Here is a 15713-nt window from a genome sequence, read left to right on the forward strand (position 1 = left end):
ATCTACACTCTTTCCCTACACGACGCTCTTCCGATCTACGAAGCAAGAATCGGAGGATTTTATGCAATAAGCAATACTTTTAATATTGGTATAGAAGCTTTATATAATAATAGTAAACTTCAAACTCAACAAAATTATGAAGAAAAAACAAAGCTTGTTTTTGGTAATAATAGTTATGGTCTTGGAGTACAAGGCAAATATACTATTTATTATGATAAAGATATCCCTAATGATAGTAATCTTAAAGTCAATTTAATAGTAGGGATGTATAAAATTTTTAATAATGTACAAGTTAGCAGTGAATATAATATTACTACTAAGGATACAGTTGAAGATGTAAAGAATATTATCATAACAGATGGGGTGGAATTACCTAGAAAACTTAATTTATTAGATCTCGATAATATAACTTATCCCTATTGTGAAAAGGGTTTTAAGATAGAAGGCTTACATCCAATTTATATAAAAGATAAAGATCTTACTATATTTAAAGGAATTGGGAGAGGAATTTGCAGAAAAGTAGACAAATATGATGCTTTCACGGAGAGAATTATATAAGAAGAGCAAAGTATAAAAATAGATAATCTAGCTTTTACTGCTGGTATAGAGGCAACTTATTTTTTAAATAAGTATATTCTGTTAAATCTCAATCTTATGGTGTTGCATTATACTGATTTTTATATAAATACTAACTTAGAGAGGGTGTCAGTTGAAAGCTATTCACAAGAAGCAGAAATAATTCTTGGAATAGGTATTCAAATCAATATCTTTTAGGAAATAGTATTCATACAAAATATAGGGTGATTTATTAGATATGAGTTTTAATAAATTATACTCTAGATCTTGGATGAAAATTGTTTTGTGCATTTTGCAAATTAAGTCGGCTTACTTCTAAATATCTCTGAGTTGCTGCTAGGGAATTATGTCCTAAAAGTTCTTGGATAGAGCGTAAATCTGCCCCTTCATTTAAGAGATGAGTGGCAAAAGAATGACGTAATGCATGTGGGGTAAAAGAAATATCTAAATTAAGCTCTTGTCTAATTTTTCGAATTATTGCTTGTAAGACACCAGGATTTAATGCCTTAGCGTGTTCACCAAAAAATACCGGTGAATCTTTAGTATATTTAAAAGGAATACTCTTTAAATATACTTCTAATAAAGTTATAACAATAGGTAATAATGGGCTTAATCTGTATTTTGCTCCTTTCCCTAATACTTTTATGATACCTGTTTGATTAATACTTTCAATATCGTGCATATTAAGATTTAAAGCCTCACTAATCCTAAGTCCGGTACCGTAAATTAGAGTTATTACTGCCTGATTACGTTTGTTAACCCAAGGAATACTAGATATTGAGCCGGCTATTTGTAGAGCTTTAAAAGCCATATTAACAGATACGGGACGAGGCAATTTTTTAGATAATTTTTGAATTTGTACTACTTTGATATAATCATTATTAATAATATTATGTTTTTCTAAATATACAAAAAAAGATCTAACTGCGGAAAATTTTCTACTAATAGATAATTTGCTTAAGTTTGCTTTATTTAAAAAAGCTAAGAAGCTTCTAAAATCTGCAGTGCGTAGTTTGTTTAAATCATTAAGCCCGATAGTATAGCCAAAGTGTCGATTAATAAAATTTAAAAACTCTGCTAAATCATTATTATAAGCTATAAGAGTATTAATTGATGACCTTTTTTGTTGTGAGAAATATGCTAAATAAGCTAATACTTGTTCTTTTAGAGAAGGTTCAAGGTGTAGTTTTAAAATTTTTTCATTAATTTTAGCATTAATCTTATTCATGGTTTAATGTATTTGCAAGTAAAGAATATTAATTATACTATATATTTAAATGGAAAAAAGTAAAGATAGAGTTAATGTAGTTTCTGTGGTTTTACCATTAAATGTAGATAAACCCTATAGTTATATAGTGCCTATTAATTTAGAAATTAAGTTAGGTGATTTTGTAGAAGTTCCTTTTGGGAATAAAACTATACCAGGATTGGTGTTTGGTAAGGGGATAAATACTGAGGAATTTAAACTTAAAAATATTAATAAAAAACTTAGTTATTTACCTTCTTTATCTTTAGAGATGTTAGAATTTATTAAATGGGTTGCAACTTATAATCTTAGTTCTATCGGAAATGTTCTTAAAATGCTCTTAACTAAAGATATTTTTAAAGAACCTCAAATAGAATTTATAGTATCAATAAATACTAATATTAATCATTTTAAAATAACTGTAAAAAGACAGGAGATTATTTCTTTTATAGAATCTCAGAATAATTTATTATTAAAAACTCTTAAACAAAATAGTAAATTTAGTATGGCAATTATTAATAATATGTTGAAGGATAAGATTCTAATTCTAGATCCTAAATTTTTAGAGTCCCACAACATAATTCTAAATAATAAAACTGCAAAAGTAGCTAATTCTATAACTTATACCCAGCCACAGTTATCTAATATACAGGAAAAAATTGCCCAAGAATTACGTTTAATTGTAAAACAAGCAGACTTTTCAGTAAACTTATTAGATGGTGTTCCGGGTTCTGGTAAGACAGAAGTATATTTTGAAGCAGTAGCTGAGGCTTTTTTACACCACAAACAAGTATTAATTTTATTGCCGGAAATCGCCTTAAGTTCTCAAATATTAAATAGATTTAAAGAACGATTTAATCTGCAACCCGAAATATGGCATTCTGATATTAAGGCTATGCAGAAAAAAAATACTTGGTTAGTAGTTGCTAATAATCAAGTACAAATAGTAATAGGAACTCGTTCTGCTTTGTTTCTACCGTTTAATAATTTAGGATTAATTATTATTGATGAAGAGCATGAACAATCTTATAAACAAGAGGAAAAAGTTTTATATAATGCTAGAGATATGGCTATTATTAGAGCAAAGATTTCTAAAATACCTATTATTTTATGTTCTGCTACTCCTTCAATTGAGAGTTTATATAATGTAGAATTAGGTAAGTATCGTTATAATCTTTTAGAGAATAGATTTAATAATGTTACCATGCCAAAACTTAAGGTTGTTAATTTAAGCACTGAAAAACTTAAGAGAGGATATTATTTAAGTAATACATTACTTACAAAAATAACTAAAACTTTAGAAAAACAACAGCAAACACTCTTATTTATTAATAGACGCGGATACGCTTCTGTAAATATTTGTAGAAGTTGCGGAGAGAGTATTTCTTGCCGTAATTGTACTACTTATTTAGTAGAACATAAAAGTAAGCAGTTATTTTGTTGTCATTATTGTGGATTCTCTATACCTTTAACTAAAGATTGTAGTAGTTGTGGGGAAAAGGATAGTTTAATAGCAAGCGGGGTTGGTATTGAAAAAATTAATGAAGAAGTAATTAATTATTTTCCTAAAGCTAGAATAGCGTTAATTTCTAGTGATATAATTAATTCTTATAAAAAGGCTCAAGAATTAGTAACAAAAGTTGAAAATAGAGAAATAGATATCCTAATCGGAACGCAAATGATAGCTAAAGGATATCACTTTCCTAATTTAACTTTAGTTGGAGTAATAGATGGTGATCTAGGGTTACAAGGTGCAGAACTTAAAGGGAATGAGAGATTTTGGCAAATATTATATCAAGTAGCCGGGCGGGCTGGACGCTCACATTTAGCAGGTGAAGTAATAATTCAGGCTTATAATCAAGAAAATATTATTTTAAAATCCTTATTAGCAGGGAATAGAGAACTTTTTGTAAAGGAAGAATTATTAAACCGTAAGAATGCATTAATGCCACCGTATAGTCGTTTAATTGCTTTAATTATTTCTTCACATAATAATAAATTATTAGATGAATTTTGTGTTTATTTAAAAAAAATTGCCCCAATAGATAAAAAAGTAAATATTTTCGGACCAAGTCCGGCTATTATAGAATTCTTAAGAGGAAAACATCGTCGCAGATTTTTACTAAAAGCTGAAAAAAATCTTAATTTACAGAATATAGTAAGAGAGTGGTTAGCATCAGTAAAAACACCAAGTATTATTAAGCTTCAAATCGATGTAGACCCCATAAGCTTTTACTAAATAAAGTTGTTATTTTTTATGATTTATGATAATAATAATTAAAGTTATGTAAAAAAAATTATATCAAAATGTTGAGTTTAGAGAAGAAACACCAAATAATAAAATTTGCAACGCCCTTTTTGGATTTAGCAAAAGAACAAGGTCTGCTAACACAAATAGACCAAGAAATTATTAGCTTACAAACATATTTAGCAGAAATTACAGAGGGATTCTCAGGGATAGCTTTTAGAACCTTTGCTAAAAAACAACAACTATCGATGATTCTCAAAATATGTCAAGAGTTAAACCTTAGTAATTTACTAACTAACCTCATTCAAATTGTAATAAAAAATAACTATAATGAAGTGATGATAGGTCTAATCAAAGATTGGCAGGAAGTTTATTTTGAATATCAAGGTTATAAAAAAATAGAAATTATTACTGCTATTGATTTAACAAAAAGTCAGGAAGATGAGTTAAAAATTGTGTTAACAAAAGAGTTTGGTGAGAAATTTTTTATAACAAAACAAGTTAATAAAGAGTTTTTAGGTGGTATAGTAGTTAAAGTAGGGGAATGGTTATTTGATGATTCTTTAAAAACTAAAATAAATTCCTTAAATAAGGTGATGAAGGGAACTAAAAAATGAGCAAAATAGATATTGCTAATAGTATCAAAGAACAACTGAAAGCCTTTGATAGTAATATTGATTTCAATGAATTTGGAAAAGTAATTAGTGTGGGGGATAATATTGCCACAGTCTATGGGTTACAACGGGCTTTCTTGGGGGAAATGGTAGAATTTGAAAGTGGTATTAAGGGTATTTGTTTAAATTTAGAAGAAGATAGTATCGGTGTGGTTCTTTTAGGTTCTGATGTTACTGTAGAAAGTGGGCATACTGTTAAACGTTTAAAAGAAAAACTTAAAGTTTCGGTAGGTAAAGAAGTTTTAGGCAGAGTATTAGACGGATTAGGGCAACCTATAGATGGTAAAGGTCCTCTTGCTGTTACAGAGATTAGAGAAGTAGAGGTTAAAGCTCCGGGAATTATTGCCAGAGAATCTGTAAAAGAGCCTTTTCAAACAGGAATTAAGGCAATTGATAGTTTGATTCCTATTGGGAAAGGGCAGAGAGAACTTTTAATCGGAGACAGACAAACCGGTAAATCTTCTGTTATTATTGATTCTATTATTAATCAGAAACATATTAATGATGTTGCTAAAAATCCTTCTGAAAAAATGTTTTGTATTTATGTAGCAATAGGACAAAAACGCTCTAACATTGCCTATTTAGTGAAAACTTTAGAAGAGTACGGTGCAATGGAATATAGTTGTATTATAGCAGCAACAGCCTCAGATTCTGCTACTGTACAGTATTTAGCTCCTTATGTAGGGTGTTGTATCGGAGAATATTTTAGAGATAATGCTATGCATGCGGTAATTTTTTATGATGATTTATCCAAACAAGCTGTAGCGTATCGGCAAGTATCTTTACTATTGCGTCGTCCTCCGGGACGGGAAGCTTATCCGGGTGATGTTTTTTATTTACACTCAAGATTATTAGAAAGAGCTGCTAAGCTTAGTAAAGAAAATGGTGGAGGGTCTCTTACGGCTATTCCGGTAATTGAGACTTTAGCAGGAGATGTTTCTGCGTACATTCCTACTAATGTTATTTCTATTACAGATGGACAAATGTTTTTAGAAACAGATTTATTTTTTCAAGGAATAAGACCGGCACTAAATGTAGGGATTTCTGTAAGTAGAGTGGGAGGAGCAGCTCAAACTAAAGCTATGAGAAAAGTAACCGGAGCAATAAAACTAGAATTAGCACAATATAGAGAAGTAGCTAAGTTTAGTCAATTTGCTTCAGATCTTGATACTTCTACTAAAAAATTGTTGGAACGTGGTAAAAGGTGGACTGAGCTCTTAAAACAAAAACAATATAACCCTTATACCTTAGAAGAAATGGTACTCTCACTATTTGCATTAGGAAATAGCTTTTTAGATGAGGTTAGTCTTAAGGATGTTTTAAAATATGAAGAAGAACTGCTAGAGGCAGCTAAAATTCAAGTTCAAAATGTATTGTTAGAGATTAGAGAAACCAAAGATTTAAGCCAGAAAAATATAGAACTGCTTAAAGAGTTTCTAAAAAAGTTTACTAATAATTTTATTATTGAGAATAAAGTATAGAAGTTAAAAATTATGGCTAATTTAAAAGACCTTAGAAGTAGAATTAATAATGTTAAGTCTAGTGAGAAAATCACTCAATCTATGAAAACTATTTCAACAGCTCGGTTGGCACATGTAAAAACCGTAAGAAATAATACTAAGGAATATTTCAACTTAGCTAAAGAAATTTCTCAATATTTATTTTTTATGTATCATAAGTTTGTAGAAACTAGTAATAATTCATATCTTTTTGTAGAAGAACCTGAATTACCGACTTTATTTATTATTTTTACCTCAGATAGAGGTTTATGCGGTTCTTATAATAATAATGTAATTAAAAAAATTAAAGAAATAACCCATAAACTAACTAGTAATGTAAATACTAAGATGCAACCGAATATTGCTAATACAAGTACAAAAGATTTCTTAATATTACCCATAGGTAAACGTGGAGCAAACATTGTAAATCGTTTGTTTACTAATGATAAGATATTAAATTTAGAAATACCCTTAGATTTAAAAAAACTAACTGCAGAAATGTTAGAATTCTTAGTTGAATATATAATTAATTTATTACTCACTAAAAAAATTGCTAAAATAGAAGTAATTTATACAAAATTTGTTAATGCTCTGCAACAAGAAGTTAATACTAAAATCATGTTGCCTATTAATATAGAAGATATAACAATACCAGATAAAATGTTACTTAGTGATGAGTCTTACTTAGAAGATGTTGCTATACCATTAACTAAACAATATATTAATCATAGTCTTTATAAAATTATGATTGAGAGTATTCTCTCAGAACAAGCAGCAAGAGTTGCAGCAATGGATGGAGCATATAACAATGCTAAAGAATTAATAAAGCAATTAGTTCTTGAATATAATAGGAACAGACAGGCTATTATAACTAAAGAATTAATAGAAATTATATCAGGAGCTGAGGCTCTATAAATGATTAGGAGACTAAAATAAAATGCAAATCACAGGAAAAATTTCTCAGGTAATGGGAGCAATAGTCGATGTTGAGTTTAAAGATATTAAACAATTACCGGCAATTTATAATGCTTTAGTAACCAATAACAACGGAGCAAAATTAGTTTTAGAAGTGATACTGCATTTAGGAGAAGGACGGGTTAGAACTTTAGCAATGGATGCAACAGAAGGATTAACTAGAGGAGAAGAAGTAATAGATACAGGAGTTCCTATTACTGTACCGGTAGGGGAGCAGGTTTTAGGAAGAATAATGAATGTATTAGGTGATCCTGTTGATGAATTAGGAGACATTAAAACTGAATTAAAATTACCTATTCATAGGGAAGCTCCAGAATTCATAGAACAATCTACTAAAGCTGAAATTTTAATTACCGGTATTAAGGTAATTGATTTAATGATTCCCTACCTAAAGGGTGGAAAAATAGGTCTTTTTGGAGGAGCAGGTGTTGGTAAAACCGTCATTATTATGGAATTAATTAATAATATTGCTAAATCTTACGGAGGTTATTCAATATTTACAGGGGTTGGAGAACGAACTCGTGAAGGAAATGATTTATACCATGAAATGATAGAGGCAGGGGTGGTAGTTAAGGGTGATCCTGCTAAATCAAGATGTGCTCTAATTTACGGACAAATGAATGAACCTCCTGGTGCAAGAGCAAGAGTAGCTTTAACTGGTTTAACGGTAGCAGAGCATTTTAGAGATACTGAAGGCAAAGATATTTTATTTTTTGTGGATAATATCTTTAGATTTACTCAGGCAGGATCTGAGGTTTCAGCCCTATTAGGAAGGATCCCCTCAGCAGTGGGGTATCAACCTACCTTAGCTAGTGAAATGGGAGCTTTGCAAGAAAGAATTACCTCAACGGTAAATGGTTCTATCACTTCCGTACAAGCTATTTATGTACCGGCTGATGACTTAACCGACCCGGCTCCGGCTACGTCTTTTTCTCATTTAGATGCTACTACTGTGTTATCAAGAAATATTGCGGCTATGGGAATCTATCCAGCGGTTGATCCTCTGGATTCTACATCACGGGTGTTAGATCCTAGAATTATAGGAGATGAACATTATAATGTAACTAGAGAAGTTCAGGAGATTCTACAAAAATATAAAGAATTACAAGATATTATTGCAATCTTAGGAATGGATGAATTATCAGATGAAGATAAATTATTGGTATCAAGAGCTAGAAAAATTCAAAGATTCTTTTCACAACCTTTTCATGTTGCAGAAGTATTTAGTGGTATTCCTGGTATATTAGTGAGTTTAGAGGATACCATAGCAGGATTTAGGTCTATTTGTAAAGGAGAAATGGATAGTATCTCTGAAGAGGCTTTTTTTATGTGCGGTAATATTGCTGATGTTATGGCAAAATCTAAGAATTTAGAAAAATAGGTAATATTCTAATGGAAAATATGGCTTTAAAAATATATTCAAAGTTTGGTTTATTATTAACTGAGAAGGTAAACATGCTGGTTGTTCCGGGGTTAATGGGAGATATTGGTATAATTAGTGGGGAAAGAATTCTTGTATATATGCTAAAAGCCGGTATTTTATATTTATTTAAAGATAATAAGGTAAGTGAGCGCTATTTTATTTATGGGGGTTTATTTAAGGCTGAAGATAATACTGTCTCAGTAATTATAGAAGGTGAATTGCTTTTGTTAAATAAAATAAATAAAGAGACCATTCTGGAACGAATAAAACAAGCAGAAGCTAATCTAGCAGAAAAAGGCTTTGATGATTTTAGTAAAATTTTCTATGCACAAAGCTTAGAAAAAGAACAACTTTTATTAACAACTTATACTGATAATTTTTATTAAAATCAAAAGGAGTAATTTATGGTTCAAATTAGAAAAGAAGAGAAACGTTTTTTTGTTGAGAAGGGAAACAATATTAGTATATTTATAAGTTTTAACGACAGTGTACTGTTCTACCTATATAAAAAATATAGTAATAATAATAAAATAGCTATAGATGGAGGGGCTAATGTAGGAACACATACTAGGCGTTTAATGAAATTATATAAAAAAGTTTATGCTATAGAAGCCTTACCTAATCTAGCTAATAAGTTAATGCAGTTCTCCCCCTCTCCCCTTGTTGCTGGGAGTACAGAGCTATTTGTTAGTAAGTTAGTTGTAAAAAATTTAGCTTTATCTGATAAGAAAGGAACTACAGCTTTTCATCATGTAAAAAATGGAGATGCATATAGTGGCATAATAGAAAGAGCTGATCTTGGTAAAATATATGGTGATAAACAAGAGGTTGAAAAAATTATTATAGATGCGGATACTATAGATAATATTATTCCTAACGAAGAGAAATTACAAGTAAGATTTATAAAACTTGATTTAGAAGGTGGCGATTTTAAAGCTCTTAAGGGGGCTGAAGCAACTATACAAAAAGGCAGACCTTTAATTATTTTTGAGCATGGTAAAGATCTTGCAACACAGATGTATAATTATACAGAACAAGATTTTTGGAATTTCTTTAAATTAATCAATTATAATCTTTATGACCTTACAGGAGAGAGAATAAAGAGCTTTAAAGATGGCTTGACGTACGATGCCATAGCTGTTCCTAAAGAAAATAAATGTCAGAATTTTTATATTAGATACCTACTTTATAATAAGATAAAACGTTTATATAGGTCAATGAGAAAGATACCTAGAGATTTTGCTTAATCTAACCTTTATGTAATTAGAAAAACTTTATATTTATATTAAGTTATAAATATAAACATGATTTTTTAGAAAATTCTTGACATATTATATAGTTATTTTGTATAATAATTACTAATGATTGAATTGTTAATAAATCAAAAATGGAGGTAAAAAATGTTTATGATATCATATTCTTTAAAATGGAAAATAGGATTCTTTGCAGCCATTTTAACTTTATTAATGCCAAGTTTAATATCACCGCCCTTTGGATTAACCTCACCTGCATTTATAGTTTTATGTTTAATGATTGCTATGGCTTTGTTATGGATTTTAGAAATAATTCCCCTAGAAGCCACAGCCCTCTTACCACTGGTTTATTTACCAATTAGCGGTGTTATGCCGATTGGTAAATTATTACCGAGTTATTCTGCATCTATTGTATTTTTATTTTTAGGGGGTTTTATTTTAGGTGCTGCAATTGAAAAACAGAATCTACATAAAAGAATTGCCTATAATATAATCTCTGTATTTGGAATTAATCCCAAGAACCTCATTCTGGGAGTAATGGTATCCTGTGCTTTTATTAGTATGTGGGTAAATAATACTACTACTACTATTATGATGATACCGCTGGCTTTAGCTATTGTAAGGGGAATCAGTGTGGGAATGCCTGAGAATTTTACTAAAAAATTTAATTTAGCACTATTATTAGGTGTAGCCTATGGTTCTTCAATCGGTGGTACTGCTACTATAATTGGTTCAACACCTAATATCTTTCTAAAAGGATTCCTAGAGGGGCAATATGGAATTAGTATTAATTTTGTTTCATGGTTAATTGTGGGATTACCCATAGCTATAGTAATGTTACTTCTTACTTGGCTTTGGTTATCGCGGGGTATGGAAAAAGATGCTTTTCAAGGGAGTGATGTCCTGACCAGATTCGGTGCCGAACTTGGGAAAATGCAGAAAGGAGAGTTATTAGTTGCTATAATTTTCTTCTGTACTGCTATGGCTTGGATTTTTCAAAAACAGGTAAGTTCTTTGTTATCATTAGTATTTCAAAAAAATATTATTTTAAATGATACTATAATTGCATTGCTAGCTTCAGTTGTTTTATTTAGTACTCCGGTTTCTTTAAAAGATAAAACTTTTGTAATGGATTGGCAAAAAGCTAAGGATATACCTTGGGGTATGTTATTACTTTTTGGTGGTGGTTTAGCATTATCGGTAGCTATTAGTGAAACTAAACTATCTTACTGGTTCGGTAGTTTTATTAAAACCGAGAATATTTCTTTGTTTTTACTAATAGGAGTAGTTACTGCTATAGTTTTGTTTTTAACGGAAATTAATAGTAATACCGCAACAGCGGCTACGTTTTTACCCATTCTTGCGGCTGTAGCAAATACTAATGATAATATTCATGTGGCATATTTAATAATACCGGCTGCAATTGCGGCTAGTTGTGCTTTTATGATGCCTATTTCTACTCCTCCTAATGCCATTGCTTATGCCACTAATACTTTTGAGTTAAAAGAGATGGTTAAGCAAGGGGTGGCGATTAATGTTGTTGCTATTATAATAATAACTGTGCTTTCTTATTATTTAATTAATATCATGCTAAGGTATGTTGGAGTTTAAGAGGTTAAGAAAGGTGTATTTATTTAGCACAAAACCAACCGTATGAAATACAAGTGATAAAATTAATAGTATAGAGAGAAATATAGAAGAGGGTAGGAGTTTTTATTAAAGTTCTAATAATTCATCTTCAATTTGTTTCAAACTATCCCTAATTTTAATAGCTTCTTCAAAATTTAAATTTTCAGTGGCTACGTGCATTTGTTTTTCTAATTTATTTTTAAGTGTTATTAACTCTTTTTTACTAAAATAGGTTTTGGTATCATTCTTAGACTTCTCTTTTAAAATAGTATAGGCTTTATTATAAAGCTCATCAATATTAGCAATTCTAGAAGTAACTGTAGTTGGAATAATATTATGCTTAGTATTATATTGCTCTTGTACTTCTCTTCTGCGTTGAGTTTCAAATAGGGCTGCTCTAAGAGAGGGGGTTTCTTTATCCGCATAGAGAATAACTCTCCCTTGTGCATTTCTAGCAGCCCTCCCTATGGTTTGAATAAGACTAGTTTTAGATCTTAAAAACCCTTCTTTATCAGCATCTAAAATAGCTACTAGGGAACATTCAGGAATATCAAGCCCTTCCCTAAGTAGATTAATTCCTACGAGTATATCAAATTTACCTATTCTTAAATCTCTAATAATTTCTATGCGCTCCATCGTATCAATATCTGAATGCATATAACGGGCTTTAAGGGAGTGTTCATTCAGATAAGTAGTTAAGAGTTCAGCCATTTTTTTTGTTAATGTGAGAGCTAAAATTTTTTGATTCTTTTGAATTATTTCTTTTGCTATTTGCATTAAATCTTCAACTTGAGTAGAGGTTGGTTTAATCTCACAAATAGGATCTAACAAACCTGTTGGTCTAATTAATTGTTCTACAACCACTCCTTGAGTGAGTTTAAGTTCAAAATCACTCGGGGTTGCAGAAACAAAAATAGTCTGAGGGCGAATTGTATTCCATTCTTCAAACTTAAGTGGTCTATTATCTAAGCATGAGGGTAGCCTAAAGCCGTAATTTACTAAATTTTGTTTTCGTGAAAAATCTCCCTTAAACATTCCTTGAATTTGAGGTAGACTAACATGACTTTCATCCACAATTAGTAAAGCATTTTTTGGTAAATAATCAAATAAAGTAGAGGGTTGTTCATTTGGTAACATACCTCTTAAATATCTACTGTAATGTTCAATTCCCTTACAAGAACCTGTGGCTTCCAACATCTCTATATCAAAATTAGTTCTTTCTTCAATTCGTTGAGCTTCTATCAATTTATTTGATTCCTTAAAAAAAGATATTTGTTCATATAATTCTGCTCTAACATTGCTAATAACTTGCTTAATGATATCTTTAGGTGTAGCAAATAAAGAATTAGCATACAACCTGAAGTAAGCTAAAGATACTTGTTTTCTACCTGTTAAAGGGTCAAATAAATCTATTTTTTCTATTTCATCTCCGAAAAAAGATATTCTGAGGGCTTTATCTTCAAAATGTGCTGGTTGTATTTCTAAAATATCGCCCCTAATTCTAAAGGTTGACCTATCAAATTCAATATCGTTTCTATTGTATTGTAAATCCACTAAAGCTTTTGCTAAAACAGATATAGAGATATTATCATTAACCTTAAGATCTAACTTTGAAGCCTCGTAATTCTTTTTTTCCCCAATCCCGTAAATAGAAGAAACCGAAGCAACAACTATTGTATCAGGTCTTTCTAATAAGGAATACATAGTAGAATATTTCATTTGTTCTAATTTAGAATTTACTACTGAATCTTTATCAATGTAAGTATCTGAGCTTGGTACGTAAGCTTCGGGTTGATAATAATCAAAATAGGAAGTAAAGTATTCTACGGCATTATGAGGAAAAAATGCTTTCATCTCACCGTAAAGTTGTGCTGCTAAAGTTTTATTATGTGCCATTATTAAGGTAGGACGATTTAACTTTTGGATAAGTTCCGCCATTACAAAAGTTTTGCCACTACCAGTAACTCCTAATAAAATCTGATCTCGATTATTAGCATTAATACTATGTAAAAGTTCTTGTATGGCTTTGGGTTGTCCTCCTGCAGGTTGATAATTAGAAACTAATTGAAAAAAATGATTCATAGTAAACTTTTAGTTGTTGAAACTAAAGTTTTATTCAACCGGAGGCAAAAAAAGAGCCAAAGCAAACTAGTTACTTTAGCTATAAGGAGGTAAAACTTTAATATACCGATAATACCTTGTTTAATAGTATATACAAGAGTTATTTTAACAATTATGTTATCACAATAATGCATGAGCTTTAGGTATCCTTCACCTGATATATAAAGTCTTTAAACATTCTCACTTTAGTAGATTGGTTCATATCTTTATGATATACAAAATAACAAGCAATACCCGGTAATCTAATCCGTGGTAAGACATGCACAAGATCAAAGGGGAAATTATGGCTTACATAGTTAGGTAAAATACCAATTCCTAAACCCTTTACTGCCGCCTGATAGATTCCTATAGTGGAATTAATTTCTAAAAAAGGCTCTAAAGGAGATCTATTTAAATTATAATTAGATAAAACCCAACGTTCATTAGCAATATATTCAGTACTAACACCCTTACGGGGATTTTCTGCGGTGGCTATAATCTTATGATTTTCTAAATCTTTCAAATTACTTATTTTAGGGTACGCTTTAAGATAATCTTTAGAAGCATAAAGATCTCTATTAATAGATAAAAATGGTGTTGCTATTAAATCATCTTGGGTTGGTTTATACATCCTAAAGGCAACATCAGCTTCTCTTCTAGATAAATCCAGTTCTGCATTAGAAAATAGGATCTTAATCTTTAATTGTGGATATAAATCAGACCATAATTTAATTTTAGGAATAAGATAAATAGTGCCAAATTCTGCAGTGGTAGTAATAACTAATTCTCCTTTGGGTATTTGAGTTTCTACTTGAATATTGCTAATAGTAACTGATAAATTATTGTAGATACTGGATACCGTATGAAATAAAGCTTCTCCTTGTTCCGTAAGAATAAGCCCTCTTGCATGTCTGGTAAATAATTTAATTTCTAAATTTTGTTCTAGAGCAATTATATGTCTACTAAGAGAGGATTGAGAAATATTCAAAACCCTAGCTGCTTTTGATAAATTACTTTCTTTTGCAATTGTATAAAAAAATCTTAATTTATCCCAATTTTTTAACATATTACTTATATATTCTCTTGTAGTTAAATATTATCCAAAAATCTTTTAGCTTCTAATGCGGCCATACACCCAGAACCCATAGAAGTTACAGCTTGCTTATAAATTTTATCTTGTACATCACCTGCTGCAAAAACCCCATTAACTGAGGTATGAACACTATTATCTAGGGTTTTTATATAACCATCAGTATCTAATTCTAAATGCCCTTTTAAAAAAGTGGTATTGGGGGTATGCCCAATTGCTATAAATAAGCCTGATATCTCTAAAATAGAAGATTTATTAGTTAGAGTATTGCTTAGTACTATTTTCTCAAGGAGTACTTGTTTGTGAGGAAATTTCTTAATATCTTCTAAATTTGTATTTCCTAAAATTTTTTCCACTTTGGTATTCCACAAAGGTATAATATTAGGGGTAGAAAATAATTTTTCTTGCATAATTGCATCAGAACGTAGTGTATCTCTTCTATGAATTAAATATACTGTTTTAGTTAGAGTAGATAAATAAAGAGCTTCTTCTACAGCAGTATTTCCACCACCTACTACTGCTACAACCTGATTTTTATAAAAGAATCCATCACAAGTTGCACAGGCGGAAACTCCAAGACCTTTATAAGATTCTTCTCCTTCAATTCCTAACCATTTTGTACTAGACCCTGTAGCAACTATTAAAGATTTTGTGTGATATTCTGTTTTTTCCCCTTTTAGTAGGAAAGGAAATTTATTTAAATTGACATTAATTATAGTATCCTGCATAATTATAGTTTGAAAATGCTCAGCATGTTCTTTCATATTTTGCATTAATACAGGACCCAAAATAGACTTAAAACCAGGTACATTTTCTACATCAAGAGTTTTAGTGAGTTGACCTCCTACTTCTAACCCGCTAATTAATAGAGGTTCTAATAAGGCACGGGCTGCATAAATTGCAGCGGTATAACCAGCAGGACCTGAACCTAGAATTATCAGATTATGCACTTTATTAGAATTATATATTTGCATTGTATTAAAAATCTTAACATTTATTT

The 15713-nt window shown here is 30.4% G+C and carries 12 protein-coding genes; 8 read left to right on the forward strand and 4 right to left on the reverse strand.

Annotation, left to right across the window (positions count from 1 at the left end; all coding sequences use genetic code 11):
* Positions 1 to 829: 829 nt before the first annotated feature.
* Positions 830 to 1804 (reverse strand): tyrosine recombinase XerC, encoded by a 975-nt coding sequence (locus ACQCX0_RS05890; RefSeq protein ID WP_462563244.1) that lies wholly within the window; start codon positions 1802 to 1804, stop codon positions 830 to 832.
* A gap of 49 nt (positions 1805 to 1853) precedes the next feature.
* On the opposite strand from ACQCX0_RS05890, the gene priA reads away from it, so the two are divergent.
* From priA to ACQCX0_RS05930, 8 genes are all read left to right on the forward strand, one after another.
* Positions 1854 to 4061: a replication restart helicase PriA gene (gene priA / locus ACQCX0_RS05895; RefSeq protein WP_462563245.1), complete on the forward strand. Its 2208-nt coding sequence runs from the start codon at positions 1854 to 1856 to the stop codon at positions 4059 to 4061.
* Between the two features lie 68 nt (positions 4062 to 4129).
* The gene (gene atpH, locus ACQCX0_RS05900) at positions 4130 to 4687 is read left to right on the forward strand and encodes an ATP synthase F1 subunit delta (protein ID WP_462563246.1); all 558 of its coding nucleotides are present in this window, start codon (positions 4130 to 4132) and stop codon (positions 4685 to 4687) included.
* Positions 4684 to 6225 (forward strand): F0F1 ATP synthase subunit alpha, encoded by a 1542-nt coding sequence (gene atpA, locus ACQCX0_RS05905; RefSeq protein ID WP_462563247.1) that lies wholly within the window; start codon positions 4684 to 4686, stop codon positions 6223 to 6225. The genes atpH and atpA overlap by 4 nt, the downstream gene beginning before the upstream one ends.
* Positions 6226 to 6237: 12 nt before the next feature.
* A complete protein-coding gene (gene atpG, locus ACQCX0_RS05910) occupies positions 6238 to 7158 on the forward strand; it encodes an ATP synthase F1 subunit gamma (protein WP_462563248.1) in 921 nt (306 codons plus the stop codon).
* A gap of 22 nt (positions 7159 to 7180) precedes the next feature.
* A complete protein-coding gene (gene atpD / locus ACQCX0_RS05915; RefSeq protein ID WP_462563249.1) occupies positions 7181 to 8599 on the forward strand; it encodes a F0F1 ATP synthase subunit beta in 1419 nt (472 codons plus the stop codon).
* An 11-nt stretch (positions 8600 to 8610) separates the two neighbouring features.
* A complete protein-coding gene (locus ACQCX0_RS05920; protein WP_462563250.1) occupies positions 8611 to 9027 on the forward strand; it encodes a F0F1 ATP synthase subunit epsilon in 417 nt (138 codons plus the stop codon).
* A gap of 18 nt (positions 9028 to 9045) precedes the next feature.
* The gene (locus ACQCX0_RS05925; RefSeq protein ID WP_462563251.1) at positions 9046 to 9888 is read left to right on the forward strand and encodes an FkbM family methyltransferase; all 843 of its coding nucleotides are present in this window, start codon (positions 9046 to 9048) and stop codon (positions 9886 to 9888) included.
* 159 nt (positions 9889 to 10047) lie between these two features.
* Positions 10048 to 11505 carry an SLC13 family permease gene (locus ACQCX0_RS05930; RefSeq protein WP_465029894.1) on the forward strand — a complete coding sequence of 486 codons (1458 nt, stop codon included), beginning with the start codon at positions 10048 to 10050 and terminating at the stop codon, positions 11503 to 11505.
* Positions 11506 to 11610: 105 nt separating this feature from the next.
* Here the strand turns inward: ACQCX0_RS05930 and uvrB are convergent, their stop codons facing one another.
* The 3 genes from uvrB to trxB form a co-directional block, all read right to left on the reverse strand.
* Positions 11611 to 13605: an excinuclease ABC subunit UvrB gene (uvrB, locus tag ACQCX0_RS05935; protein WP_462563253.1), complete on the reverse strand. Its 1995-nt coding sequence runs from the start codon at positions 13603 to 13605 to the stop codon at positions 11611 to 11613.
* A gap of 178 nt (positions 13606 to 13783) precedes the next feature.
* Positions 13784 to 14689, reverse strand: a complete 906-nt coding sequence (locus ACQCX0_RS05940; RefSeq protein WP_462563254.1) for a LysR family transcriptional regulator — start codon at positions 14687 to 14689, stop codon at positions 13784 to 13786.
* Between the two features lie 23 nt (positions 14690 to 14712).
* Positions 14713 to 15687, reverse strand: coding sequence for a thioredoxin-disulfide reductase (trxB, locus tag ACQCX0_RS05945; protein WP_462563255.1), 975 nt, complete (start codon positions 15685 to 15687; stop codon positions 14713 to 14715).
* Positions 15688 to 15713 lie beyond the last annotated feature (26 nt).

Source organism: Candidatus Hepatincolaceae symbiont of Strigamia maritima, from assembly GCF_055505085.1.

Excerpts from the sequence above, each read along its gene's own strand:
- ACQCX0_RS05890 (WP_462563244.1), bottom strand. The coding sequence starts at position 1,804 with ATGAATAAGATTAATGCTAAAATTAATGAAAAAATTTTAAAACTACAC.
- priA (WP_462563245.1), top strand. The coding sequence starts at position 1,854 with ATGGAAAAAAGTAAAGATAGAGTTAATGTAGTTTCTGTGGTTTTACCA.
- atpH (WP_462563246.1), top strand. The coding sequence starts at position 4,130 with ATGTTGAGTTTAGAGAAGAAACACCAAATAATAAAATTTGCAACGCCC.
- atpA (WP_462563247.1), top strand. The coding sequence starts at position 4,684 with ATGAGCAAAATAGATATTGCTAATAGTATCAAAGAACAACTGAAAGCC.
- atpG (WP_462563248.1), top strand. The coding sequence starts at position 6,238 with ATGGCTAATTTAAAAGACCTTAGAAGTAGAATTAATAATGTTAAGTCT.
- atpD (WP_462563249.1), top strand. The coding sequence starts at position 7,181 with ATGCAAATCACAGGAAAAATTTCTCAGGTAATGGGAGCAATAGTCGAT.
- ACQCX0_RS05920 (WP_462563250.1), top strand. The coding sequence starts at position 8,611 with ATGGAAAATATGGCTTTAAAAATATATTCAAAGTTTGGTTTATTATTA.
- ACQCX0_RS05925 (WP_462563251.1), top strand. The coding sequence starts at position 9,046 with ATGGTTCAAATTAGAAAAGAAGAGAAACGTTTTTTTGTTGAGAAGGGA.
- ACQCX0_RS05930 (WP_465029894.1), top strand. The coding sequence starts at position 10,048 with ATGATATCATATTCTTTAAAATGGAAAATAGGATTCTTTGCAGCCATT.
- uvrB (WP_462563253.1), bottom strand. The coding sequence starts at position 13,605 with ATGAATCATTTTTTTCAATTAGTTTCTAATTATCAACCTGCAGGAGGA.
- ACQCX0_RS05940 (WP_462563254.1), bottom strand. The coding sequence starts at position 14,689 with ATGTTAAAAAATTGGGATAAATTAAGATTTTTTTATACAATTGCAAAA.
- trxB (WP_462563255.1), bottom strand. The coding sequence starts at position 15,687 with ATGCAAATATATAATTCTAATAAAGTGCATAATCTGATAATTCTAGGT.